Source organism: Niveispirillum sp. SYP-B3756 (assembly GCF_009495745.1).
Taxonomy (GTDB): domain Bacteria; phylum Pseudomonadota; class Alphaproteobacteria; order Azospirillales; family Azospirillaceae; genus Niveispirillum.
The window spans coordinates 171,138-196,208 of record NZ_WIDQ01000002.1 but is presented as its reverse complement, the minus strand read 5'-3'; the positions used below and the strand labels follow the sequence as shown (position 1 = coordinate 196,208).

Here is a 25,071-nt window from a genome sequence, read left to right as displayed (position 1 = left end):
GGGGAGACCGGAGCCATGAACGCACTGATCGAGGTCAATGGCGTCAACAAGGTGTTTCCCGTGCCGGGCGGCCAAGTGGTGGCCTTGCAGGATATTAACCTGACCATCAACCAGGGCGAATTTGTTTGCCTGCTGGGGCCGTCCGGTTGCGGGAAATCCACCCTGTTGAACGCGGTGGCGGGCTTTGCCCCGCCCAGCAGCGGCAACATCACTGTGGGGGCCAATATCGTCACCGCCCCCGGCCCAGACCGGGGCATGGTGTTTCAGGAATATGCCCTGTTCCCCTGGATGACGGTGGCGCAGAACATTGCCTTCGGGCTGGAGATCAAGGGGGCACCCCGCGCCCAGATCGACGCCACGGTGGAAAAGCTGCTGTCCATGCTGGGCATGACGGAGTTCCGGGGGCGGTTTCCCAAGGATCTGTCCGGCGGGATGCGCCAGCGCGTGGCCATTGCCCGCGTGCTGGCGCTGGACAGCCCCGTGTTGCTGATGGATGAGCCGTTCGGCGCGCTGGACGCGCTGACCCGCCGTTCCTTGCAGGATGAGCTGCTGCGCATCTGGCAGGAACTGGGCAAGACGGTGATCTTCGTCACCCATTCCATTGAGGAATCGATCTATCTGGCCGACCGCATCGTCGTGCTGACCTATCGGCCCGGCACGGTGAAGCGGGATATCCATGTCGACATGCCGCGCCCGCGCGACAGCGGCAGCGCCGCCTTCAACGACCTGAAGCGGGAGTTGGGCCGGCTGGTGATGGAGGAACAGCAACGTCACGAGGCGGCGGAGCGCGCCGGGCTGACGACGGATTGATGATCGGGCTGGGCTCGTCAATGGCAAGTGCGACCATGATAGCGATACGGGCCGGGGGCCGTTCCGCTATAGTGCGGTCGCGCGCGCCCTTTGATGACGAGCCCGAAGCCATGCCCGGCCCCCAACGCCTGTTGTCGAGCCTTTGTTTGCTGCTGCTTGCCATTGCCCTGGTGCTGGGGGCGGGGTGGCAGGCTGGACGTTTTGCCCGCGACGGGCTGATGGCAACCCTGCATGGCCGGTTGGAGGTCTATGGCCAGAGCCTGGATGCCATGCTGGGGCGGTTTGACCATCTGCCCGCCACGGCGGCCCTGGACCCCACCCTGGTGCGGCTGGCGCAAAGCCATGACCCCGCCCTGGTGGCACCGGTGAATGACTATCTGCGCACGGTCAGCCGGCGCACCGGGGCGGCGGTGCTGTATCTGATCGGCACCGACGGCACGACGCTGGCCGCCAGCAATTGGGATCAACCCAATTCCTATGTCGGCATCAATTTCGGCTACCGCCCCTATTTCCAACAGGCGATGGAGGGGCGGGACGGGCATTTTTATGGCACCGGCACCCTGACCGGCATTCCCGGATATTTTATCGCCGCCCCGGTGCGGGCCCCGCTGGCGGATGGCGGACGCATCGTCGGCACTGTGGTGGTGAAGGTACTGCTGGATGCGATGGAGACGGTTTGGCGCGATGCCGGCGATCTGGTGTTGCTGACCGACCGCCATGGCATCGCCTTCCTGTCCAGTCTGCCGGACTGGAAGTTGCGCACCACGCGCGAACTGGATGCCCTGGCCTTGGATGAATTGGCCGATACGCGTCAATATGGCCGCGACAGCTATCCACCCCTGCCCTTCACCATGCCTCATCGCCTGGGAACGCCGGTTCAAACGGTCGACGGGCGGTATCTGCTGTATGGCAGGGCGCTGGAGCGCGATGGCTGGTCCCTGCTGGTGTTGCAGGATGCTGCCCCGGTGCGCCGGGCGCAGAGCCTGGCGGCGGCGGCCATGGCCCTGCTGCTGGCCCTGGCGCTGGCCGGCGGGCTGGCCTGGCGCCAGCGCTTCCGCCGCCTGCAGGAACGCGAACGCTCCCGCGCGGCGCTGGAACAGGCGCGGCTGGATCTGGAACGCAAGGTGGTGGAGCGCACCGCCGACCTGTCCACCGCCAATGCCAAGCTGGAACGGGAGGTGGAACAGCGCCGCCACACCGAACAGGAACTGCGCGCCGCCCAGAACGAGCTGGTACAGGCCGCCAAGCTGGCCGCCCTGGGCCAGATGGCCGCCGGGGTGACGCATGAGCTGAACCAGCCGCTGACGGCCCTGCGCGGGCTGGCGGAGAATTGCCGCGCCCTGCTGGACCGGGGCCGCGAGGAGGATGTCCGGGACAATCTGGCCTTCATGGCCGATCTGGTGGACCGCATGGCCAAGATCACCAGCCAGTTGCGCGGCTTTTCCCGCCGCAGCGACGGTCCGCCCGAACCGGTTCCCCTGGCCAGGGCCGTGCGGGATGCTCTGGCCCTGGTGGAACGACGGCTGGCCGACCAGGGGATCGCCGTTGATCTGGGCCTGCCGTCGGGCGGGCTGGTGGTGGGGTTCGAACCGGTGCGTCTGCAACAGGTGCTGGTCAATCTGCTGCGCAATGCCGCCGATGCCCTGCGTGACCGGCCCAACCCTCGAATCCGCGTGACCGGTCACGTAAATATGGATAAGACAATATCATTGAGTGTAACCGATAACGGTCCAGGTATCGGTTTTGAGGTGATGCCCCGGCTGTTCGAGCCCTTTTTCACCACCAAGCCGGCCGGTGAAGGGCTGGGCCTGGGGCTGGCGATCAGTCAGGCGATTGCCCGGGAATATGGTGCCCAGCTTTCCGCCGGTTCCGGGCCGGAGGGGGGCGCCTGTTTCACCCTGACCTTCCCGCCATTGACAGAACGATCCCCCACCGGGGAGGAGAAGAACCATGCCCCCGCCTGACCTGCAGGTGCTGTTCATCGACGATGAGGAGATGATCCGCCGCACCTGCCGCCAGACCCTGGAACTGGCTGGCATCAAGGTGCGTACCTTTGCCGGGGCGGAGGCGGCGCTGGCGGAACTGGGGCCGGATTTCCCCGGCATCATCGTCACCGATGTGCGCCTGCCGGAAATGGACGGGATGGAGCTGCTGGCCCGCTGCCGCACGCTGGACCCGGAACTGCCGGTGGTGCTGATCACCGGCCATGGCGACGTGGCCATGGCCGTGCGCGCCATCCGCGAAGGGGCCTGGGATTTCATCGAGAAACCCTTCCTGAATGACCATTTCCTGGCCGTGGTGCAGCGGGCCTTGGCCAAACGTGCCCTGGTGCGGGAAAATCGCCGCCTGCGCCGGGCGTTGGATGGCGAAGGCTCCATCGCCCGCTATCTGCTGGGGCAGAGTGCCGGCATTGGCCGCGTGCGCGATGCCGTGGCCAATCTGGCCGATACGGATGTGGATGTGCTGATCCTGGGCGAAACCGGGGCCGGCAAGGAACAGGTGGCCCGCGCCCTGCACGAGGGGGGAAACCGGGCCGCCCGCCCCTTCGTTGCCATCAATTGCGGCGCCATCCCGGACAGCATGTTCGAAAGCGAGATGTTCGGGCATGAGGCGGGGGCCTTCACCGGGGCTGCCAAACGCCGTATCGGCAAGATTGAACATGCCGGGGCCGGCACCTTGTTCCTGGATGAGGTGGAGAGTATGCCGCTGGCCCTGCAGGTGAAGCTGCTGCGGGTGTTGCAGGATCGCACGCTGGAACGGCTGGGCGGCAATGCCGCCGTGCCGGTGCGTTGCCGTGTGGTGGCCGCCACCAAGGTGGACCTGAAGCAACTGGCCGATGCCGGGCGCTTCCGGCTGGATCTTTATTACCGGCTGAATGTCGTCACCGTTCCGCTGCCGCCGCTGCGGGAACGGCGGGATGACATCCCCCAGCTTTTCGAACATTTCGTGTTGCAGGCGGCGGGGCGTTACCAGCGCTCCGTTCCCGACGTGCCGCCCGCCCTGGTGCGCCAATTGATGCTGCGGGACTGGCCCGGCAATGTGCGGGAATTGCGCAATGCCGCCGACCGTTTCGTGCTGGGCATGGGCGGGCCGGACCTGACGGAGGCCAGTACCGCCCCCTTATCCCTGCCCGACCTGCTGGATCAGGTGGAACGCCAGTTGATTCAAGAGGCGCTGCGCGGCAGCGGCGGGCAGGTCACGGGGGCCGCCACCGCGCTGGGTGTGGCCCGCAAGACGCTGTACGACAAGATGAAACGGCTGGGGCTGGCGGGGGATGGGTGATATGGGCCAGCCTCACCTCCCTCTCATTCAATTCCCTTTTACCGTCATTCCCGCGAAGGCGGGAATCCAAACGACGGTGCAATTTGATCAACGGCCCGCTGCTGAAACGTCTGCTGGATTCCCGCCTTCGCGGGAATGACGGTGAAGAGAGCGGGCGATGTTGTGCCTTCACTCACCCCCTTCACCCCCACAGGAACCCCATCCCATGTCCCCTACCCTTCCCCTCGCCATCCTGACCGTTGCCCCCAATGGGGCGCGGCGGGTGAAGGTGGATCACCCCGCCATCCCGCTGACGGCTGACGAACTTGCCAGCGATGCGGCCGCCTGTCAGGCGGCGGGGGCGGCGATGATCCATGCCCATGTGCGCCGGCCCGATGGGCGGCATCTGCTGGATGGTGATGCCTATCGACAGGCGACCGACGCCATTCGTCGGCAGGTGGGGCCGGGTATGGTGGTGCAGATCACCACGGAAGCCGCCGGCCTCTATCAGCCGCCCGAACAGATGCGGGTGGTGCGCGAGGTGGCGCCGGAGGCGGTGTCGCTGGCCATCCGCGAACTGGTCCCCGATGCGGCGCATGAGGTGGAGGCATCGGGATTCTTCGCCTGGATGCGCCAGCGGGAGATCATGCTGCAGATCATCCTTTATTCCCCCGACGATCTGGCCCGTTACCACGATCTGAAGGCGCGCGGCGTGCTGGGGGAGGGGGTGGATTTCCTGCTGTTCGTGCTGGGTCGCTACAGTGCGGGCCAGCAAAGCCGGGCAGCCGACCTGCTGCCCTTCCTGGAGGGGCTGGATAATCTGCCGCCCTGGGCCGTCTGTGCCTTTGGCGCGCAGGAGGCGGCCTGCGCCCAGGCGGCCCTGTCGCTGGGCGGGCACGCGCGGGTGGGGTTTGAAAATAACCTGCACCTGCCCGACGGCAGCCTGGCCCCCGGTAATGCCGCCCTGGTCGCCACCGCCGCCCAGGCCGTGGCCTTGACGGGGCGGCGGTTGGCCAATGGTGACGATGTGCGGGCGATGCATCGCGGCTGATTATACCATGCCGCCATTGGCGCGCAGCACCTGACCATTGATCCAGGCACCGTCAGGCCCGGCCAGGAAGGCAACGACGGCGGCGATATCGTCCGGCGTGGCCAGCCGTTCCATCGGGCTCAGCTTGGCCAGCCGGTCGATCAGTTCCGGTGATTTGCCATCCAGAAACAGGTCGGTGGCAGTGGGGCCGGGGGCGACGGCATTCACGGTGATACCGCGTCCGCGCATTTCCTTGGCCATGATGGCCCCCATGGTTTCCACCGCTGCCTTGGTGGCGGCATAGATGGCGTAGTTCTCCAGTTTCAGCCCGACAACGCTGGTGGAGAAATTGATCACCCGGCCCCCGTGGCGCAGGCGGTTGGCGGCTTCACGCATGGTGTTGAAGCTGCCCTTGATGTTGATGGCGATGTGGCTGTCAAACAGCGCATCGTCGCTGCTGGCGATGGGGGCGGGCTTGAAGATGCCGGCATTATTGACCAGCACATCCACCCCGCCGAACCGCGCCTCTGCCGCATCGAACAGGGCGCGCACGGCGGCGGTGGCGGCCACATCCCCCTGTACGGCCAGCGCCTGACCGCCTTTGGCCTGGATGGCGTTCACCACCGTTTCGGCGGCGGCATGATTGCCGGCATAATTCACGATGATGGCAAAGCCATCATGGGCCAGCCGTTGGGCAATGGCCGCACCAATGCCACGGGATGCACCGGTGACCAGGGCCACCTTGCCGTTTTGCGCGTTCATCTTTGTCTCCTGGGATGGGCGATCCGCCTGCCCTTTTGATAGCCGGTTCAAGGGGCAGGCGCAGTGCGCGCCGTCACCCCAGATCGCGGCAGATGGCGGCGGCCACCTGCTGGGCCTGCACCCGGATATCGGGGATGGCGGTCACCTCCCAAAATGCCCCGCGCGACGCGGGGCCCAGGGCATAGAAACGTCCGGCACAGCCATCGGCGGCGATCAGCCGCCCGTCACCATCCAGATCAAGCCCCAGCCCCAGCGCATCGGGCCGCGCCAGCCCGGCGGCCAGCAGGGAACGGATGATCGGCGGCCCATTGCGTGACAGGTCACCCCCCGGCCCGGTGCAATTCACCACATGGGCGACGTGCAGCACCGCGTCCGCCATCTCCCGCCGGGGCCGCCATTGCACGGCCACCTGCTGGCGGGCACCGGTCCCTTCCAGGGCGAAGGAACGCAGCCGACCGGCCTTGAGGGCGATCTCCCCGCTCTCCAGCATCGCCGCCAGCCGGTCGGCCACCATAGGGGCCAGCCGGTGGCGATGCACGTCCCACCAGGGCCGCAAATGGCGCAGGAAGCGCCGCCGCGTGGGCGTATCCAGTGCCAGCCAGAAGCCGCGCGTGACCGGGCGCAGCGCATCGATCACCGCCCGCCAGTCTGCGCCATCCCCCTGGGCGGCGTGATAGCGTTTCACATGGCTCCGCACGATGCGCAGTGCAGCCGAAAGAACCGGCGGTAAGGGGGGCAGCGGGTCGGGCGGGACCGCCACCGGGGCGGCATGGCGGCGCGGCAGCAGCCCGCGCCGCGACATGGCGATCTTCTGCCCTTCATGCCCGATGCTTTTCAGGGTCAATGCCACATCCACCATGGTCAACCCGGTGCCCAGCAGCAGCACCGGGTCTTTCGGGGCGACATGGCGAAAGGCATCGGCGGCCCACGGGTCGCCGATATAGCGCGGGGAGCCCCCCAGCCCGCCATCGGGCACATAGGGTGGCTCCGGCGCGCCATTGCCGGTGGCCAGCACCAGCGCATCAATCAGCAATTCCCGCCCCACCGCCAGCTGCAGCCGGGGGCGGCCTTCGCCGGTGATCAGGCTGGTCGCCTCATCATTCACCAGCATTAGCCGACCGGCAGCCCGGTCGCTCATCGCCGCCGCGCGCAACAGGCCGGACAGATAGGCACCGTAGGTTTGCCGGGGCACGAAGCCCGCCGCCAGCAGGTCCGGGTCGCGGTCACGCAGCCAGTCGGTGAAATGGGCCGGCTGGTCGGGAAAGGCGCTCATATTCCCGGCGCGCACATTCAGCAGATGGTTGGCATTGCCGGTGCTGTAGGCCACGCCGACGCCAAAGCCCTGCCGCTTTTCAATCAGGAAAATGCGCGGACCATTGGGGTTGGAGAGGATATGCAGGGCCGTCAGCGCCCCGCTGGCCCCGGCACCGATGATGGCGACGGTGGGCCGGCTCAAAGGGTCATCCACAGGCAGAAGGGCAGCATAGGCGGGCTCCTGTCATGATGGGTGCGGCTGAAAATTTCCTACTGATGGAATAGAATTAAACGGGAGGGGCGACGGCCTTGTCAATGGGACAAGGGTGGGCCGCGTGGTGGGCCGTTGCCCCGGCGACCGGCAGGCATGATCATCGGCGGCGGGTTTGGCATGACATAAGGGGAGAGAGGGCGATGCGGCTGATCGGGATGTTGGATTCACCCTATGTCCGGCGGGTGGCTATTTCGCTGCGCTTGATGGGCCTGCCCTTCACCCACGAGCCGCTATCGGTTTTCCGCACCTATGACCAGTTTGCCGCCATCAATCCGGTGGTCAAGGCCCCCACCCTGGTGACGTCGGATGGCGTGGTGCTGATGGATTCCAGCCTGATCCTGGACCATGCCGAACGGCTTGCCGCGCCGGAACAGCGATTGATGCCGGCGGATCTGGCGGCCCACATGCGGGGCCTGCGCCTGATCGGGCTGGCCTTGGCCGGCACGGAAAAGGCGGTGCAGCGGGTTTATGAGGAAATGCTGCGCCCGGCGGAAAAGCGCCATCAGCCCTGGATGGAGCGTACCGGGGCGCAGATGCTGGCCGCTTTCGATCTGCTGGAAGCCGACATCTGCGATGGGGCCGGCTGGCTGCTGGCCGACCGCCCGATGCAAGCCGATGTGACGGCGGCGGTGGCCTTCTATTTCAGCCGCGCCATGCGGGGCGATGATGTGGATTGGAACAGCCGTTTCCCCCGGCTGGCCGCCCTGTCGGCGCGGGCAGAGGCTTTGCCGGTTTTCCGTGAGCTGCCGCACGATTGAGCTGTTTTACGGGAAATGTTTCCCGTGAAACTTTATGTCCCGCCCCCCTGGTCCAGCCCATCCAGAATGGCGCAATGGGGGCTGGCATCGCCCTGGCAATGGCGGGCTAGCGTCTCCAGCGTCTGTTTCATCACCTGCAATTCGTCGATCCGTTCCTGCAGGTGCGCGATATGGGACAGGGCCAGCGCCTTCACATCGGCGCTGGCGCGGTCGCGGTCATGCCACAGGCGCAGCAGCCCACCCAGATCGGCCAGCGGAAAGCCCAGGGCGCGGGCCTGACGGATGAAACGCAGGGTGCGGATATCCGCCTCCCCATAGAGGCGGTAGCCGGCGGCGGAGCGGTCTGCCGCCGGCAACAGGCCCGTCGCCTCGTAATGGCGGATCATTTTGGGTGTGACACCCGCCGCTTTGGCCGCTTGCCCGATATTCATCGCTCACCCCCCGCGCGGGGCCGCCAGCGGCGCAGCAACAGGGCGTTGCTGACCACGCTGACGCTGGAAAAGGCCATGGCGGCCCCGGCGATCATCGGGTTCAACAGGCCAAGGGCTGCCAACGGAATGCCCACGACATTATAGGCGAAGGCCCAGAACAGGTTCTGGCGGATCTTGGTCCAGGTGCGCCGGGAAATGGCGATGCTGTCGGCCACCAGCAGCGGGTCGCCCCGCATCAGGGTGATGCCCGCCGTTTCCATCGCCACATTGGTGCCCGTCGCCATGGCAAAGCCGATATCGGCGGCGGCCAGGGCCGGCGCATCATTGATGCCGTCGCCCACCATGGCGACGATGCCACCCTCCCCGCGCAGCCGGGCCACGGCGGCGGCCTTCTGGTCGGGCAGCAGGCGGGCTACCACCTCATCCAGACCCAGCCTGTCGCCCACGGCGCGGGCGGCGGCTTCATGATCGCCGGTCAGCATCACACAGCGCAGCCCCTGCGCCTTCAATGCCGCGATGGCGGCGGCGGCGCTGGGTTTGGGTTCGTCGGCAAAGCTCAACAGGGCCAGCAGGTGCCATTGTGTCCCCTCCCCTTCCTGCACGGCCAGCCAGGATTGGCTGTGCCCCTGTTGGCGGGCCGTGGCGGCGGCATCGGCCAGCGGGGTGATATCCACGCCCAGTTCCGCCATCAGCCCTTCATGGCCCAGGCGCAGTTCCCGCCCCTCCACGCTGCCCGCCATGCCCTGGCCGGGCAGGGCGCGGCTGTTGCTGGCAGCCGGTGGCGTCAGGGATTGGGCGCGGGCGGCATCCAGCACGGCGCGGGCCAGCGGATGCTCACTGCCCGCCTGCAGGCCGGCGGCCAGCCGCAGCGCCTCGGTGGCGTCTACGCCAAGGGCGGGCGTCAGGCCGGTCAGCACCGGCTTGCCTTCGGTCAACGTACCGGTCTTGTCGAAAACGATAATGGTGGCGGCATGGGCGCGTTCCAGGGCCCCGGCATCCTTGATCAGGATGCCGCTGCGCGCCGCCACGCCGGTGCCGGCCATCAGCGCCGTGGGCGTGGCCAGTCCCAGGGCGCAGGGGCAGGCGATGACCAGCACGGAAACCGCATTGATTAGCGCCGTTTCCACCCCAACCCCAGCGAGAGTCCAGCCGGCAAGGGTGGCAAGTGCAATCACCAGGACGATCGGCACGAAAACGGCACTCACCCGATCGGCCAGCCGCTGGATGGGGGCCTTGGCGGCCTGTGCGCCTTCCACCATGGCGATGATGCGGGCCAGCATCGTATCCCGCCCCACGGCGCTTGTGCGCACCAGCAGGGTGCCAGGCCCGTTCAGCGACCCGCCCGTGACGGGGCTGTCCTTCTGTTTGGCCACCGGCAGGGATTCGCCGGTGATCATGGATTCATCCAGATCGGATGCGCCCTCCACCACCGCGCCATCCACGGGTACGGTGGAGCCCGGCAGCACCACCACCAGATCGCCGACGCGCAATTGCGCCACCGGCACTTCCACATCACCGGATGGCAGCCGCAACCGCGCCAGCCTGGGCCGCAGCGCCATCAGCGCCTGGATGGCTTCCATGGTGCGGCCCATGGCGCGGGCTTCCAGCCAGCGGCCCAGCAGCAGCAGGGTGATGACCACCGCTGCCGCCTCGAAATATAAATGCGGGGCGTGGTCGCCGTGGGCGGTCAGCCACAGATAGACGGACAGGCCCCAGGCGGCCAGCGTACCCAGGGACACCAGGCTATCCATGCTGCCGTGAAGGGCACGGGCAGCCCGGAAGGCACCTTTGTGGAACTGCCATCCCAGCCAGAAGATCACCGGCGTGGCGAGGCCGAATTGCAGCCAGCCCGGCAGGTTGGGCACGATCCCTAGCATGGGGGCCAGCAGTGGCAAGCTGAGAATGCCGGCCAGCGCCACGCGCCAGCCGGCATTCTCAGCGTCTGCCGCATGGGCGGCATGGTCATGGCCGCTTGCGTGATTATGCTTATGGTGGGCGTGCGGGTTGTCGGCCCCCTGTCCAACCTGATCATCATCCACAATCAGGCTGGCCCCATAACCGGCACCGGCCACGGCATCGGTAAGGGCGGCGGCCTCGCTGCCAATGGCGCGCACATGCGCGCGTTTGCTGGCCAGATTGATATCCGCCGTCACCACGCCCGGCACCTGCCGCAGCGCCTTCTCCACCCGCGAGACGCAGCCCGCACAGCGTATTCCCGTCAATGACAGGTCATATTCGGCGATCTGGGTGCCGGCTTCGGCCCCCCTTATTCCGCTTCCATCCATGGCCTGGTTCCCTTGGCAACAATGGCTGCCCCATCATGTGGGGCTTGCCACCATGTCAAGGTCAAGGGCTCTGCGACGAAAAACTCAGGCGGTGCGGATATTGGCCAGGAAGCTTTCAATATCCCGGCGCAGGACTTCCGACTGTTGGGCCAGTTCACCAGCGGCGGCCAGCACCTCGCCGGAGGCTTCGCCCGTCTGGTCGGCGGCTTCGGCCACCCGGCCCAGATTGGTGGACACTTCCTGGGAGCCACGGGCGGCCTGTTGCACATTGCGGGCGATTTCCGCCGTGGCGGCCCCCTGTTCCTCCACCGCGGCGGCGATGGCGGCGGCAATCTCGCTGACCCGGCGGATGGTCTGGCCGATGCCGCTGATCGCTTCCACCGAACTGCTGGTGGCCGATTGCATACTGGCGATCTGGGCGGAAATCTCCTCGGTGGCGCGGGCGGTCTGGGTGGCGAGGCTTTTCACCTCGCTGGCAACGACGGCAAAGCCCTTGCCCGCCTCCCCCGCCCGCGCCGCTTCGATGGTGGCATTCAGGGCCAGCAGGTTGGTCTGGGCGGCGATGTCCTGGATCATCTGCACGACATTGCCGATCTTCTCCGCCGCATCGGCCAGCCCGCGCATGATGCGGTCGGTTTCCGTCGCCTGATTGACGGCGGACAGGGCGATGGTGGCGGATTCCGAGACCTGACGGCCGATTTCCAGGCTGGATGAGGCCAACTCCTCGCTGGCGGCGGCCACCGTCTGCACATTGCTGGATGTCTGCTCGGAGACGGTGGCGCAGTTGGTGACCTGGGTAGTGGTCTCCTGGGCGATGCCGCTCATGGAATGGGCCGTCCCCTCCAACTCGGTGGCCGACGCGGCGACGGCGTGCAGCACCTCGGCAATCGCCCCCTCGAACTGGTGGATCAGGGTTTCCACCCGCTTCACCCGTTCCTCGCGCGCCTGGCGCTCGGTCGCGGCCATCTGCTCCAACCGCTGCCGCTCCTGGGCATTACGGTTGAAGACAACCAGGCCGCGGGCAATATCGCCCACCTCGTCCGGGCGCGCTTCACCGGCAATGGTGGTTTGCAGCTCCCCATCGGCCATCCGGCCGATCACCTGGGTCAGCCCGTTCAACGGCGTGATGACGCGGCGATTGAAAACATAGCCCAGGGCGACGATGGCAATGGCAATGCCCAGGGTCAGCACCCCTTCCAGGATCAGCCCGATCATGGCCGTGCGGGCACGGTCATCCAGATAATCCGCCCCGGTGGTCAGGGCGGCATCGCGGATGGACATGATCGGCTTGACGAAATTGGCCTGAACGGTGCGGAATTCCAGCGGGGTTATCCCCGGATCAGCATTGCTCCGCACGGCGGTGACGATGCGGTTGTAATAGTCGCCCCCTTCCTTGAAATATTGCTTCTCCACCGTGGCCAGGGCGTCTGCCACCTTCGGCGGTTCCCCGGCCAGTTTGAACTGTGCCTGGATCTGGGCCCACCGCTCCTCGATCCGGGCCATTATCTCGCCATGCTTCTCGTTATTCGTCTGGGTGCGCGTCTCCGGATTGGAGAGATAGAGGCCGAGATGCGAGGAGCGGGCCCCGGCGGCCGAGCGGAAATCATTGGTCAGGCGGGCCATCGCGATGAAATCGGATACACCGGTATTCAGGCGCGATGCCACCACTTCCATGGTCTGCAACGGCCGCGTGGCCTCTTCCATGGTGCGGTTGACGGCGGCGGGGTAGCCTTTCAGGAAGCTGGCATCGCGGGCGGACAGGGGCTTTGCAGCCTCCTCCAGGGCGCGGCTGCGCAGCTCCTGGATATGGGTTTTCAGGCTGCTCAGCACTGCCTTGATGGCGGGGTCGCCAATTTCATGCTCGGCGGCGTTCAGGCTTTGGCTCAGGGCCTCATCCGTCTTGCCGGTCGCGGCGGCGATCCGGTCCCGCCCCGCCTGATCCAGTACGCTGTCCGCCTGCAGCGCGGTGTTGAAGGCCGAGCGTTCCAGCGGCAATTGCTCAACAATCCGGGAAACGGCCTGGAAGGTCCGCAGATAGCGCGCGGTCTGGTTGATGCTCCACAAGGAACTGACCTGTTGGGCCACCAGCATCATGGCAACCCCCACCGCAATCACGCCGGCACCGGAAATGCAAAGGGTGAACAGGGTCTTGACGCGCATCGGTGATCTCCGCGGGGCAGGCCCGGATGGGTGAATGCCATCCGGGCCTGAAAAAACGCTAACGTTGAATGTTTGCACGGATTGCAATGCAAGGTCGCGTGCTTTCAACGGCATTTTCCATGAAAATTCGATGCGTATCTATCTAACCCGATGATCCTCATTTCATGTCGCAAAAGGGGGCGGGTGGGGCTATGCAAGGCTCCCTTTCGCCCCCGGTACCCGACCCGATCAGGCCTGGCCGACATGGGCCTTCAGATAATCCACCAGCCGCGCCACCTTGGGCGACAGGTGGCGGCGATGGGGATAAACGGCCCAGATACCCTCTGCTGGCGGGCGGTGGGGTTCCAGCAGGCTGACCAGGGCCCCGCTGGCCAGATCGGGTTCCACATAGAAATCCGGCAATTGGCAGAGCCCCAGCCCCTGGCGGGCCGCATCCAGCACGGCAAAGCCGCTGTTGCAGCGCCAGGAACCGCGCGGCTTGAATTCCACCAGCCGCCCGCCGGCCTGGAACTGCCAGAATTCCGCCGTGCCCAGCAGGCAGGCATGGCGGGCCAGATCGTCCAGCCCGGCGGGCACGCCATGGGCCGCCAGATAGGCCGGGGCGGCGCAGAGATAGCGTTCCCGCTGTGCCAGCCGCACGGCGATCAGCCGGCTGTCGCCAAGGCTGGCACCGATGCGCACCGCCAGGTCAAACCCCTCCCCCACCAGATCGACCACCCGATTGGTCAGGTCGATGGAGACACTCATCTGCGGGTGATCGGCCAGGAAGCGGTTGACCAGCGGCACGATGAAACGTTCGCCATAGGCAATGGAACAGGTCAGCCGCAGATGCCCACGCGCCGCGCCATCCTGTTCGCTGACGGCGGCGAACATCTCCTCCCGCTCCTCTACCAACCGGCGGCAGCGTTCCAGGAACAGCCGCCCGGCATCGGTCAGGCTGACCCGGCGGGTGGTGCGGTAGAGCAGGCGGACGGAAAGCCGGTCTTCCAGCCGCGCCACCTCCCGGCTGATATGGGAAGTGGAAACCCCCAGCCGGGTGGCGGCGCGGGAAAAGCTCTCCGTCTCCGCCGTGGCAATAAACTCCTCAATCCCATCCCAGGGCTGCATGGGGGCGGTTTCCTGACCTTTGCCGGGGACCGGTGCATTCTTGATTATTGCTATACAGCAATAATTTTTTGCCTCAAAGCCGGGATTGTTGCCGGGGAAGGCCCCGGCTATAGTCACGCAACGCCCGCTGACCGAACCGGCCAGCGGGATTTTCCCATGTCCACAAGCCGGAAGAAGCCCCCATGAAGACCCGCGCCGCCGTCGCCTTTGAAGCCAAGAAGCCCCTGGAAATCGTTGAAGTCGATCTGGAAGGCCCGAAGCTGGGCGAGGTGCTGATTGAGATCATGGCCACCGGCATCTGCCATACCGATGCCTATACGCTGGACGGGTTTGACAGTGAAGGCATCTTCCCGTCCATCCTGGGCCATGAAGGGGCCGGCATCGTACGCGAAGTGGGGCCGGGCGTCACCAGCTTGAAGCCGGGCGATCATGTCATCCCGCTCTACACCCCGGAATGCCGCCAGTGCAAAAGCTGCCTGTCGCGCAAGACCAACCTCTGCACTTCTATCCGCGCCACCCAGGGCAAGGGCTTGATGCCCGATGGCACCAGCCGCTTCAGCTATAAGGGCCAGCCGATCTATCACTATATGGGCTGCTCCACCTTCTCCAACTTCACCGTTCTGCCGGAAATCGCCGTAGCGAAAATCCGGGAAGACGCGCCGTTCCAGTCCACCTGCTATATCGGCTGCGGTGTCACCACCGGCGTGGGGGCGGTGATCAATACCGCCAAGGTGGAGCCGGGTTCCAATGTGGTGATCTTCGGCCTGGGCGGCATCGGCCTGAATGTCATCCAGGCCGCCCGCATGGTGGGGGCCGACAAGATCATCGGTGTCGATATCAATGACCGCAAGGAAGAATGGGGCCGCCGCTTCGGCATGACCCATTTCGTCAACCCCAGCAAGATCGACGGCGATATCGTCCAGCATCTGGTGGCCCTGACAGAAGGCGGGGCCGATTATACCTTCGACTGCACCGGCAACACCAATGTGATGCGCCAGGCGCTGGAAGCCTGCCATCGCGGCTGGGGTGTTTCCGTCGTCATCGGCGTGGCCGAAGCCGGCAAGGAAATCTCCACCCGTCCCTTCCAACTGGTGACCGGCCGGGTGTGGAAGGGCTCCGCCTTCGGCGGTGCGCGTGGCCGTACCGATGTGCCGAAGATCGTCGACTGGTACATGCAGGGCAAGATTGAGATCGACCCGATGATCACCCATGTGCTGAGCCTGGAGGAGATCAACAAGGCCTTCGATCTGATGCATTCGGGTGAGAGCATCCGCAGCGTCGTGGTGTTTTAAGGGGTGGGGTAGGGAGGTCATGTGACCTCCCCCTACTGTGTGACGTCACACATCAACGCTGGGATTGATGATGAGCATTGAGACCATATCCACCATCCGCAGCCATGGCGGCATTCAGGGTGTCTATCGCCACCAATCCAGCGCCACCGGCACGCCCATGGTGTTCAGTGTCTTCACCCCGCCCCAGGCGGTGAATGGGCGCAAGCTGCCGGTGCTGTGGTATCTATCCGGCCTGACCTGCACCCATGCCAATGTGACGGAGAAGGGGGAGTTCCGGCGGCTGGCGGCGGAACTGGGACTGGTCATCGTCTGCCCGGATACCAGCCCGCGCGGCGAAGGCGTGGCCGATGATGCCGGTTGGGATCTGGGGCAGGGGGCCGGCTTCTATGTCGACGCCACAGAGGCACCCTGGGCACCGCATTTCCGCATGTGGACCTATGTGGCGGAAGAATTGCCGGATCTGGTGATGCGGTATTTCCCGGTGGATATGGACCGCCAGGGCATTACCGGCCATTCGATGGGCGGCCATGGTGCGCTGACCGTGGCGCTGCGCCATCCCGGGCGGTTTAAATCCGTTTCCGCCTTCGCGCCCATTGTGGCCCCCACCCAGGTGCCCTGGGGACAGAAGGCATTCCCCGCCTATCTGGGATCGGACAAGGCGGCATGGCTGAGCCATGATGCGGTGGCGCTGATTGAACATGGTGCACTGGTGCCGGAAATCCTGGTGGACCAGGGGACGGCGGATGGCTTCCTGGACGGTCAGTTGCGCCCCGATCTGCTGGAAGCTGCTTGCCGGAAGGCCGGCATCGCCCTGACCCTGCGGATGCAGGAAGGGTATGACCATTCCTATTACTTCATTTCCAGCTTCATGGAAGATCACCTGCGCTGGCATGTGGAGAGATTGTAAGGGGGATTTGGTCTCTGGCTGCAAGGACGGCTTTGTGCAAACAACGTGCCTCCCCCGCGAAAGCGGGGGTCCAGGGGCGGTAAGCGCCTAGCGTTGTTCTTGTGGCCCTGGACCCCCGCTTTCGCGGGGGAGGCAGCAATAACCATCGGCCTTCGCTGCGGTGACGGAAAATGGGGTGGCTCTAAACCCCTTCCGCCGCCGCCAGCAGCGCCCCTCTTTCGCAGATCACCTGATTATGCGCGATCTCTCGGATGGCGCCGCTGCGCTTCAGGTCGGTTACGGTGCGGCTGGCGGTTTCCAGGGTGACGGCCAGGATGGCCCCGAAATCCTCCCGCGTGAACAGGCGCACCGGCTGATCCGGTGCTTCCTCCGATAGGGTCAGTAACAGCCGGGCCAACCGCTGTCGGGCACTGCCGGTGGACAGCCCGGTCAGGAAATCATCAGCCACGCTCAACGCCTCGTGCCATTTCTCCATCAGCTTCTGATGCAGGCGGGGCGTGTTGGTTTGCAGCTGGCTCACCACACTGACGGGAATGCGGCAAAGCTCCACCGGCAGCAGTGCCACGGCCAGATGCTCGTAACGCGGCTTCACCAGCGCCTCCAGCCCCACCACCCCACCGGGACGGATCAGCCGGACGATGCGCTGCGATCCATCCGGCTGGATATGCACGAGCTTCACCAGGCCGGAGCGCAGGGTGAAGATGGCCGTCGCCTCCTGGTCCAGATGATAGATCTGCTCCATCGGCTCAGCATGGATTTCCTCGATGGGCTGGTGGATCAGGTCGAAATCGCTGTCGCGCAGATCGGCGAACAAAGCCAGATGGCGAATGCCGCAATGCTGGCAGGCAGCCAGCCCTTGCCGTGCCGCAATGATCCGTGCCGCTTTCACACCAACCCTCCCGAATGCCTCCCCATCAATAGGCTGATCCGGTCGGGGCGGGCAAGCGGCCATGATCCGGGTGTTGTTGGCTGGGTGAATATTTGTCGCAACCAGTGCATTGGTCTGGTCCGACCCCGGCTTTTGCGCCAAGCTGTTGCCCTGTGCTTGTTGAAAGGAAATCCGGACCCCCGCCCGTTCAACGCCTTTGACAATCCGCAAAGCAGCCTTTGGACGGTGGGTGCATCATCCGGTCCCATATCCCGGTGTGGGATGGGGCTGGCAGATAAGCAGTTGATCCGAATGCCAGTTTGAACGATTGCGGTCCGGCTCCGTTCCACACCAGTAAAGCAGGTGGCCCCATCCTGGTGGCTGCCGACCATTCCGGGGGGCCGGTTCACCGGCAGGCAGGTATGGAACTCGACATCGTTGAACTGTCACGGCTGCAATTCGCCATGACAGCGCTCTATCACTTTCTGTTTGTGCCGCTGACGCTCGGCCTGTCCATCATTCTGGCCATCATGGAGACGGTCTATGTGATGACGGGGCGGGACATCTGGCGGCAGATGACCAAGTTCTGGGGTTCCCTGTTCGGCATCAATTTCGTGCTGGGGGTGGCCACCGGCCTCACCATGGAATTCCAGTTCGGCATGAACTGGTCCTATTACAGCCATTATGTCGGCGACATTTTCGGGGCCCCGCTGGCCATCGAAGGGCTGATGGCCTTCTTCCTGGAGGCCACTTTCGTCGGCCTGTTCTTCTTCGGCTGGGACAGGATGACCAGGGTGCAGCATCTGGCCGCCACCTGGGCGGTGGCCATCGGCTCCAACCTGTCGGCCCTGTGGATCCTGATCGCCAATGGCTGGATGCAGAACCCGGTCGGTTCCGTCTTCAACCCCGCCACCATGCGGATGGAGATTGAGGATTTCGGGGCCGTGCTGTTCAACACCGTGGCCCAGGCCAAGTTTGTGCATACGGTGTCCGCCGGCTATGTCACGGCCTCGGTCTTCGTGCTGGGCGTATCGGCCTGGTACATGCTGAAGGGGCGGCATCTGCAACTGGCCAAACGCTCCATGGCGGTGGCCTGCTCCTTCGGTCTGCTTTCATCGCTCTCCGTTGTCGTGCTGGGGGATGAAAGCGGCTATCTGGCGACCGAACATCAAAAGATGAAGCTGGCCGCCATTGAGGGCATGTGGGAGACCGAGCCGGCCCCGGCCAGCTTCACCGCTATCGGCTTCCCCGATCAGGAAGCGCGTACGACTCATCATGTGCTGACCATTCCCTGGGCGCTTGGCCTGATCTCCACCCGTTCGTTGGATACGGAAGTACCCGGCATCAATGAGCTGGTGGAGCGTGGGCGGCAGCGGATTGAAAGCGGCATTGTCGCCTATGGCGCGCTGGCGGAAATTCGCAAGGCCCGCAGTCTGGAAAAGGCCCCGGCCCAAGCGCGGGAGCTTTTCGAGGCGCATGGCGGCAATCTTGGCTATGCCTATCTGCTGAAACGCTATGTCGATGATCCCGCCGATGCCACGCCGGCACAGATCCAGGCGGCGGCCTGGGATCTGGTGCCGCATGTCGCGCCGCTTTTCTGGTCCTTTCGCTTGATGGTGGGGCTGGGCTTCTTCTTCATCGCGCTGATGGCGGCCTTCTTCTGGCAATCGGCGCGGCAGAGGTTGGGTCAGCCGCGCTGGTTGCTCTGGGTGGCGGTCTGGTCCATTCCGCTGCCCTGGATCGCGGCTGAACTGGGCTGGCTGGTGGCCGAATATGGCCGTCAGCCCTGGATCATCGAAGGGGTGTTGCCCACGGCGGTGGCCGTCTCCAGCCTGGGCGTGACCGACCTGTTGATCACGCTGGCGGGCTTCGTGCTGTTCTACAGCACCTTGTTCGTGGTGGAGGTTTCCTTGATGGTGCGCGCCATTCGCAAAGGGCCGCAACCTGAGCACGGGCCGGTGGCCGGCCCGGCCCATCACACCATCGCTGCGGAGTGACGATCATGATCCTGCATGAATTGATCGATTACGAAACGCTGCGCCTGATCTGGTGGGTGCTGCTGGGCGTGCTGCTGATTGGCTTTGCCGCCACGGATGGGTTCGATATGGGGGTGGGCATGTTGCTGCCCTTCCTGGGTCGGGATGATGTGGAACGGCGGGTGATGATCAACAGCATCGGACCGGTCTGGGAGGGTAATCAGGTCTGGTTCATCCTGGGCGGCGGCGCGATCTTCGCGGCCTGGCCGCCACTCTATGCCGTCTCCTTCTCCGGCTTTTATCTCGCCATGTTCGTGGTGCTGGCGGCCTTGATCCTGCGACCGGTGGCGTTCAAATACCGCTCCAAGCGGGAGGAACCGCGCTGGCGGGCCGTGTGGGACTGGGCCTTGTTCATTGGTGGCTTTGTGCCGGCGCTGATATTCGGCGTGGCTGTGGGGAATGTGCTGCAGGGCGTGCCCTTCCATCTGGATGATGATCTGCGCTCCTTCTATACCGGCAGCTTCTTCGGCCTGTTGAACCCGTTTGCGCTGCTGTGCGGGCTGCTGTCGGTATCGATGCTGGCCATGCACGGGGCCGGCTGGCTGGTGCTGAAGACCGAAGGCGCCGTGGCGGCACGGGCGCGGGTTGTGGGCTCGGTGGCGGCATTGCTGACCATTGCCCTGTTCGTACTGGCCGGCATCGCGCTTTATCTGTGGGTGGATGGTTATCGCGTGCTGGGTACGCAGGATGTGGCCGGGCCGTCCAACCCGCTTTACAAGCAGGTGGCAACCCATGCCGGTGCCTGGTTCGATAATTATCGGGCCTATCCGCTGCTGCTGCTGGCCCCGCTGCTGGGGCTGCTGGGGGCGGGGCTGGCCTTTGTCGGGTTGCGCGGCCGTTGGGAAGGGATCGCATTGTTGGCCTCTGGCACCTCGATCTTCGGTGTCATCGGCACGGTGGGGGTTTCCATGTTCCCCTTCATCCTGCCCAGTTCCAGCGACCCACGTTCCAGCCTGACCGTGTGGGACAGTTCTTCTTCCCACCAGACCCTGTTCATCATGCTGGTGGTGACGGTGCTGATCCTGCCTGTGGTGCTGGCCTATACCGCCTGGGTCTACCGCATCCTGTGGGGCAAGGTGGATGAGGCGGCGCTGCGGCGAGAGGCCGGGCATTTCTATTGAGTTTGAAAGGAGAAACCGACCATGTGGTATTTCGCCTGGATGCTGGGCTTGCCCCTGGCGGCGGCCTTCGCGGTACTGAATGCAATGTGGTTTGAAATGCGCGAAGACGCCAAGGAACGTGGGATGGAGTAGGGGACACTTCTACGCCCATATCTGTCCCCGTCATCCCGGCTATTGCGGGATGACGGGGAACAGCCCCTTTGCATCACCAACAATGATTTGCAATTAAGACCAATTCGCATTACTTATTCTCTCAACGATAAAATCACCGTTGGGAACATCACCATGAAGCGTGGAACGATCAGAACCGCTGTGGCTGCCCTGGCCCTGTTGGCCGCCCTGCCGGCGGTGGCGCATACGCAATATCTGAAGCCGAATGTCTTCACCACGCCGCAGCGCGACCATGTGACCGTTGAGGGTTCCTTTACCGAGGAATTATTCACACCCGATATCGCCATGAAGGCGGATGATTACCATGTCATCACCCCGGCGGGCGTGAAGCAGAAGATCGAAAATATCATCTATTTAAAAGACTTGGCGGTGTTTGAGGCTGCTTTGCCGGAAAACGGCACCTACCGCTTCTCCACCGGCGAGCGTCCCGGTGCCACGCGCAAGATGGCGCTGGTCAATGGCAAGTGGGAGGCGCTGCGCGACCCGAAGGAGGCACCCGCCGGTGCCCGCGTGGCCGACGCGCAGAGCGTCACCCGCGCGGACGTCTATGTCAGCAAGGGCCCCGCCAGCGACGCGGCCCTGAAGCCGACCGGCAGCGGCCTGGAAATCCTGCCGCTCGCCCATCCGTCCAAGCTGGATGAGGGCGGCAGCTTTCCGGTCCAGCTTCTTTTCCAGGGCAAGCCACTGGCCGGGGTGGATATCACCCTGCAAGGCGGCGGCGGGGAGCATGAACATGACGAAAAGGGTGAGGACAAGCACGAGGCTGCCGCCAAGGCCGTGACCGATAAGGACGGCAAGGCCAGCTTCGCCCTGAAGGAACACGGGCCCCATCTGCTGTTGGCCCGCTACCGTGTGGAAGCCCCAGAAGGGGCGGTGGCGGTGAAAAGCTATAGCGTCACCCTGACGTTTGAGGTTCAGGGTTAATACCGGTTGCTGATGAGCATGGCTCATCAGCAACCGGTACGGCGGCGACTGCCGCCGCGCCGCACGTGCGGCGTAGCCGAGCCTGCGGATGCAGGCGCTGGCGACTGAAGCCCGATGATCGGTGACGATCATCGGGATGTGTACAGGTTGTTAAAAGAAAACCGCCGCAGCCCCGGAAGCCTGCGGCGGTCCAATGGTGGCGGTGGCCGGAAATCAGTCCCCGGTCGCCGCCATCATGCCTTCCGGGGTGATGTGCCCGGCCTCATGCCGCTTGGCCCCCGCCATGTACCGCAGCAGCACATAGAAGACCGGGGTCAGCAGCAGGCCGAACAGGGTGACGCCCAGCATCCCGGCGAACACGGCAACACCCATGGCTTGGCGCATTTCCGCCCCGGCCCCGCTGCTGGTGATTAGCGGCACCACGCCCATGATGAAGGCGATGGAGGTCATCAGGATGGGGCGCAGCCGCAGCCGGCTGGCCTCAATCGCCGCCTGAACCACGGTTCTTCCATGGGCCTCCAACTCGCGGGCAAATTCCACGATCAGGATGGCGTTCTTCGCCGATAGCCCGACCAGCACCATGAAGCCGATCTGGGTGAAGATGTTGTTATCCCCGCCGGTCAGCCAGACACCGGCCAGGGCGGACATCAGGCTCATCGGGACGATCAGCAGGATGGCCAGCGGCAGGGTCAGGCTTTCATACTGGGCGGCCAGCACCAGGAAGACCAGCAGCACGGAGATGGGGAAGACCCACAGCGCCGCATTGCCGACCAGGATCTGCTGATAGGTCAGATCCGTCCATTCAAAGCGCATCCCACGCGGCAGCACTTCTGCCGCGATCCGCTCCGCCGCCGCCTGCGCTTGGCCGGAGGAGAAGCCCGGCGCCGGTCCGCCATTGATATCGGCGGCGGTGTAGCCGTTATAACGCACCACCATTTCCGGGCCGTAGCTCTGCACCACCTGTACCAGGGATGACAGCGGCACCATCATTCCCTGATCATTGCGGGTCTTCAGCAGGCCGATATCATCGGCATGGGCGCGGAACGGCGCATCGGCCTGCACATGGACTTGGTAAACGCGACCGAACAGATTGAAATCATTGACATAGAGCGAGCCGAGATAGGCCTGCATGGTGGAGAAGACCTCTGTCACCGGCACGCCCAACTGGCGGGCCTTCACCCGGTCCAACTGCACATCCAACTGCGGCACGTTGATTTCGTAAGAGCTGAAGGTCGGCCCCAGTTCCGGGGTCTGCCGCGCCTTGGCGACGAAATCATTGGCGGCCTTGGCCAGCGCCTCATACCCCAGCGCGCCGCGATCTTCCACCTGCAGCTTGAAACCGCCGAGCGTGCCCAGCCCCATCACCGGCGGCGGCGGGAAGACGGCGACGAAGGCTTCCTTCAGCCCGGCATATTTCTGCTGAAGCTGCTGGGTGATGATGGCTGCCGACAGGCCCTGCTTGGCCCGTTCCTCATAAGGTTCCAGGGTGGCAAAGACGATGCCGGCGGAAGAGGAATTGGTGAAACCATTGACCGACAGGCCGGGAAAGGCGATGGCGGCCTTCACGCCCGGCTGTTTCAGGGCAATGTCGCTCATGGTGCGGATGACATCTTCGGTGCGGTCCAGCGAGGCACCGGTGGGAAGCTGGGCAAAGCCGATCAGATATTCCTTGTCCTGCGCCGGCACGAAGCCGCCCGGCACCGCGTTGCCCAGCAGGAAGGTCAGCCCCAGTAACGCGCCATAGATGGCCATCATCGTGCCCTTGCGGCGGATGACGCCGGAAACGCCGGCCCCATAGGCTTCCGACCCGCGTTGGAAGGTGCGGTTGAACAGGCGGAAGAAGCCGCCCAGCACCTTGTTCATGCCGCGCGTCAGCCAATCCGGCTTGTCATGATGCCCCTTCAGCAGCAGGGCCGACAGGGCAGGGGAGAGGGTCAGGGAGTTGAAGGCGGAAATGACCGTCGAAATTGCGATGGTCATCGCAAACTGCTTATAGAACTCCCCCGTCAGGCCGGACATGGCGGCCAGCGGCACGAACACGGCCACCAGGGTCAGGGCAATGGCGATGATCGGGCCGCTCACCTCCTGCATCGCCTTATAGGTGGCCTGTTTGGGTGACAGGCCCTCGGCGATGTTGCGCTCCACATTCTCCACCACCACGATGGCATCATCCACCACGATGCCGATGGCCAGCACCATGCCGAACAGCGACAGGGCATTGATGGAGAAACCGAAGGCCAGCATCAGGGAGAAGGTGCCGACGATGGAGATGGGCACCGCCAGCAGCGGGATGATGGAGGCACGCCAGGTCTGCAGGAAGATGATCACCACCAGCACCACCAGGGCGATGGCTTCCAGCAGCGTGTGGATCACCGCATCGATGCTGGCCTGCACGAAGCGGGTGGGGTCATATTCGATGGCGTAATCGACGCCATCGGGCATGTCCTGCTTCAACTCAGCCATCACCGTGCGCACCTGCTCGGAAATGGCCAGGGCATTGGCACCGGGGGCCTGATTGATGGCCATGGCGATGGCCGGCTTGTTATCCAGCAGGGAGCGCAGGCCATACTGAGCGGCGGCCAGTTCCACCCGCGCCACATCGCGCAGATATGTCACGGCTCCGTCAGAGGTCTTCAGGACGATATCCTGAAACTCCTCCACGGTTTTCAGCCGGCCCTGGGCATTCACGGATAGCTGCAAAGGCGCATCCGGCACCGATGGGCTGGCGCCGATGACGCCGGCGGCCACCTGCACATTCTGGTCACGGATGGCGGCCACCACATCGCTGGCGGTCAGGCCGCGTTCGGCCACCTTGTTGGGGTCCAGCCAGACGCGCATGGCGTAATCGCCCGCACCCCATAACAGCACCTCGCCCACGCCCTGGATGCGGGCCAACCGGTCGCGGATATTCAGCACCGCGTAATTGCGCAAGTACGTGATGTCATACCGGTCATTGGGGGAGTGCAGATGCACCACCATGGTCAGGGTGGGCGAGGATTTCACCGTCGTCACGCCCAGCCGCTGCACATCCTGCGGCAGCCGGGGCAGCGCCTGGGAAACCCGGTTCTGCACCAACTGGGTGGCCTGATCGGGGTCAGTGCCCAGCTTGAAGGTGACGGTCAGCGCCATATTGCCGTCGCTGTTCGCCTGCGACTGCATATAGAGCATGTTTTCCACACCGTTGATCTGTTCCTCCAGCGGGGAGGCAACGGTCTCGGCGATGACCTTGGGGTTGGCACCGGGGTACTGCGCGCGCACCACGACAGAGGGCGGTACCACCTCGGGATATTCGGCGATGGGTAACCGGAACAGGGCAATGAACCCCGCCAGGAAAACCACCACCGACAACACGCCCGCGAAGATCGGGCGGTCGATGAAGAATCGGGAAATATTCATGGGAAATAGCCTCGGCAGGGCGGGCGGGTGATTGGTCGTCTTTTGTGGGAAGAGGCCTCTCTCACTTACCGTCACCCCGGCGAAGGCCGGGGTCCAGGTTCGTAGAGCAAAGCGCTTGTGGCCTCTGGACCCCGGCCTTCGCCGGGGTGACGGTGGAAGAAGCGCTTATCGATCCCAAAATGGTTGGCGTCGTCTCTCTGGCTTGTCACCGACATGAAAAGGGC

The 25,071-nt window shown here is 64.7% G+C and carries 19 protein-coding genes; 11 read left to right on the top strand and 8 right to left on the bottom strand.

Going from position 1 to position 25,071, the window contains the following annotated elements; translation table 11 throughout:
• Positions 1-15: 15 nt before the first annotated feature.
• From GE253_RS04810 to GE253_RS04795, 4 genes are all read left to right on the top strand, one after another.
• Positions 16-810, top strand: coding sequence for an ABC transporter ATP-binding protein (locus GE253_RS04810; RefSeq protein WP_153203011.1), 795 nt, complete (start codon positions 16-18; stop codon positions 808-810).
• Between the two features lie 110 nt (positions 811-920).
• Complete coding sequence (locus GE253_RS04805; protein ID WP_173012500.1) at positions 921-2,774, top strand: ATP-binding protein; 1,854 nt, start codon at positions 921-923, stop codon at positions 2,772-2,774.
• Positions 2,761-4,092, top strand: a complete 1,332-nt coding sequence (locus tag GE253_RS04800) for a sigma-54 dependent transcriptional regulator (RefSeq protein ID WP_153203009.1) — start codon at positions 2,761-2,763, stop codon at positions 4,090-4,092. Before GE253_RS04805 ends, GE253_RS04800 begins: the two co-directional genes overlap by 14 nt.
• A 205-nt stretch (positions 4,093-4,297) precedes the next feature.
• A complete protein-coding gene (locus GE253_RS04795; RefSeq protein WP_153203008.1) occupies positions 4,298-5,122 on the top strand; it encodes a 3-keto-5-aminohexanoate cleavage protein in 825 nt (274 codons plus the stop codon).
• Here GE253_RS04795 and GE253_RS04790 read toward each other — a convergent pair whose 3' ends face one another.
• Both GE253_RS04790 and GE253_RS04785 read right to left on the bottom strand, forming a co-directional pair.
• Entirely contained in the window at positions 5,123-5,863 is a 741-nt protein-coding gene (locus GE253_RS04790) for an SDR family oxidoreductase (protein WP_153203007.1), read from the bottom strand.
• Between the two features lie 73 nt (positions 5,864-5,936).
• Positions 5,937-7,319, bottom strand: a complete 1,383-nt coding sequence (locus tag GE253_RS04785) for an FAD/NAD(P)-binding protein (RefSeq protein WP_173012499.1) — start codon at positions 7,317-7,319, stop codon at positions 5,937-5,939.
• 212 nt (positions 7,320-7,531) lie between these two features.
• On the opposite strand from GE253_RS04785, the gene GE253_RS04780 reads away from it, so the two are divergent.
• Positions 7,532-8,149: a glutathione S-transferase gene (locus GE253_RS04780; protein ID WP_153203005.1), complete on the top strand. Its 618-nt coding sequence runs from the start codon at positions 7,532-7,534 to the stop codon at positions 8,147-8,149.
• Between the two features lie 32 nt (positions 8,150-8,181).
• On the opposite strand, the gene cueR is transcribed toward GE253_RS04780, so the two are convergent.
• From cueR to GE253_RS04760, 4 genes are all read right to left on the bottom strand, one after another.
• A complete protein-coding gene (gene cueR / locus GE253_RS04775; RefSeq protein ID WP_153203004.1) occupies positions 8,182-8,580 on the bottom strand; it encodes a Cu(I)-responsive transcriptional regulator in 399 nt (132 codons plus the stop codon).
• On the bottom strand, positions 8,577-10,865 hold the full coding sequence (locus GE253_RS04770; protein ID WP_153203003.1) for a heavy metal translocating P-type ATPase: 2,289 nt from the start codon (positions 10,863-10,865) through the stop codon (positions 8,577-8,579). Before GE253_RS04770 ends, cueR begins: the two co-directional genes overlap by 4 nt.
• An 84-nt stretch (positions 10,866-10,949) precedes the next feature.
• The gene (locus GE253_RS04765) at positions 10,950-13,025 is read right to left on the bottom strand and encodes a methyl-accepting chemotaxis protein (RefSeq protein ID WP_173012498.1); all 2,076 of its coding nucleotides are present in this window, start codon (positions 13,023-13,025) and stop codon (positions 10,950-10,952) included.
• A 228-nt stretch (positions 13,026-13,253) separates the two neighbouring features.
• Positions 13,254-14,132, bottom strand: a complete 879-nt coding sequence (locus GE253_RS04760) for a LysR family transcriptional regulator (protein WP_153203001.1) — start codon at positions 14,130-14,132, stop codon at positions 13,254-13,256.
• 182 nt (positions 14,133-14,314) lie between these two features.
• Between GE253_RS04760 and GE253_RS04755 the strand changes: the two genes are divergently transcribed.
• Both GE253_RS04755 and fghA read left to right on the top strand, forming a co-directional pair.
• A complete protein-coding gene (locus tag GE253_RS04755; RefSeq protein ID WP_153203000.1) occupies positions 14,315-15,424 on the top strand; it encodes an S-(hydroxymethyl)glutathione dehydrogenase/class III alcohol dehydrogenase in 1,110 nt (369 codons plus the stop codon).
• A 67-nt stretch (positions 15,425-15,491) separates the two neighbouring features.
• Positions 15,492-16,331 carry an S-formylglutathione hydrolase gene (gene fghA, locus GE253_RS04750; RefSeq protein ID WP_211101343.1) on the top strand — a complete coding sequence of 280 codons (840 nt, stop codon included), beginning with the start codon at positions 15,492-15,494 and terminating at the stop codon, positions 16,329-16,331.
• 181 nt (positions 16,332-16,512) lie between these two features.
• On the opposite strand, the gene GE253_RS04745 is transcribed toward fghA, so the two are convergent.
• Positions 16,513-17,220, bottom strand: coding sequence for a Crp/Fnr family transcriptional regulator (locus GE253_RS04745; RefSeq protein WP_348770774.1), 708 nt, complete (start codon positions 17,218-17,220; stop codon positions 16,513-16,515).
• A gap of 401 nt (positions 17,221-17,621) precedes the next feature.
• Between GE253_RS04745 and GE253_RS04740 the strand changes: the two genes are divergently transcribed.
• The 4 genes from GE253_RS04740 (at position 17,622) to GE253_RS04725 (ending at position 21,451) form a co-directional block, all read left to right on the top strand.
• Positions 17,622-19,196: a cytochrome ubiquinol oxidase subunit I gene (locus GE253_RS04740; protein WP_153202998.1), complete on the top strand. Its 1,575-nt coding sequence runs from the start codon at positions 17,622-17,624 to the stop codon at positions 19,194-19,196.
• Positions 19,197-19,201: 5 nt separating this feature from the next.
• On the top strand, positions 19,202-20,356 hold the full coding sequence (gene cydB / locus GE253_RS04735) for a cytochrome d ubiquinol oxidase subunit II (RefSeq protein WP_153202997.1): 1,155 nt from the start codon (positions 19,202-19,204) through the stop codon (positions 20,354-20,356).
• A 21-nt stretch (positions 20,357-20,377) separates the two neighbouring features.
• Complete coding sequence (gene cydX, locus GE253_RS04730) at positions 20,378-20,488, top strand: cytochrome bd-I oxidase subunit CydX (RefSeq protein WP_153202996.1); 111 nt, start codon at positions 20,378-20,380, stop codon at positions 20,486-20,488.
• A gap of 153 nt (positions 20,489-20,641) precedes the next feature.
• Complete coding sequence (locus GE253_RS04725; RefSeq protein WP_153202995.1) at positions 20,642-21,451, top strand: DUF4198 domain-containing protein; 810 nt, start codon at positions 20,642-20,644, stop codon at positions 21,449-21,451.
• Between the two features lie 213 nt (positions 21,452-21,664).
• Here the strand turns inward: GE253_RS04725 and GE253_RS04720 are convergent, their stop codons facing one another.
• Positions 21,665-24,847: an efflux RND transporter permease subunit gene (locus GE253_RS04720; protein WP_153202994.1), complete on the bottom strand. Its 3,183-nt coding sequence runs from the start codon at positions 24,845-24,847 to the stop codon at positions 21,665-21,667.
• Positions 24,848-25,071: the final 224 nt, after the last annotated feature.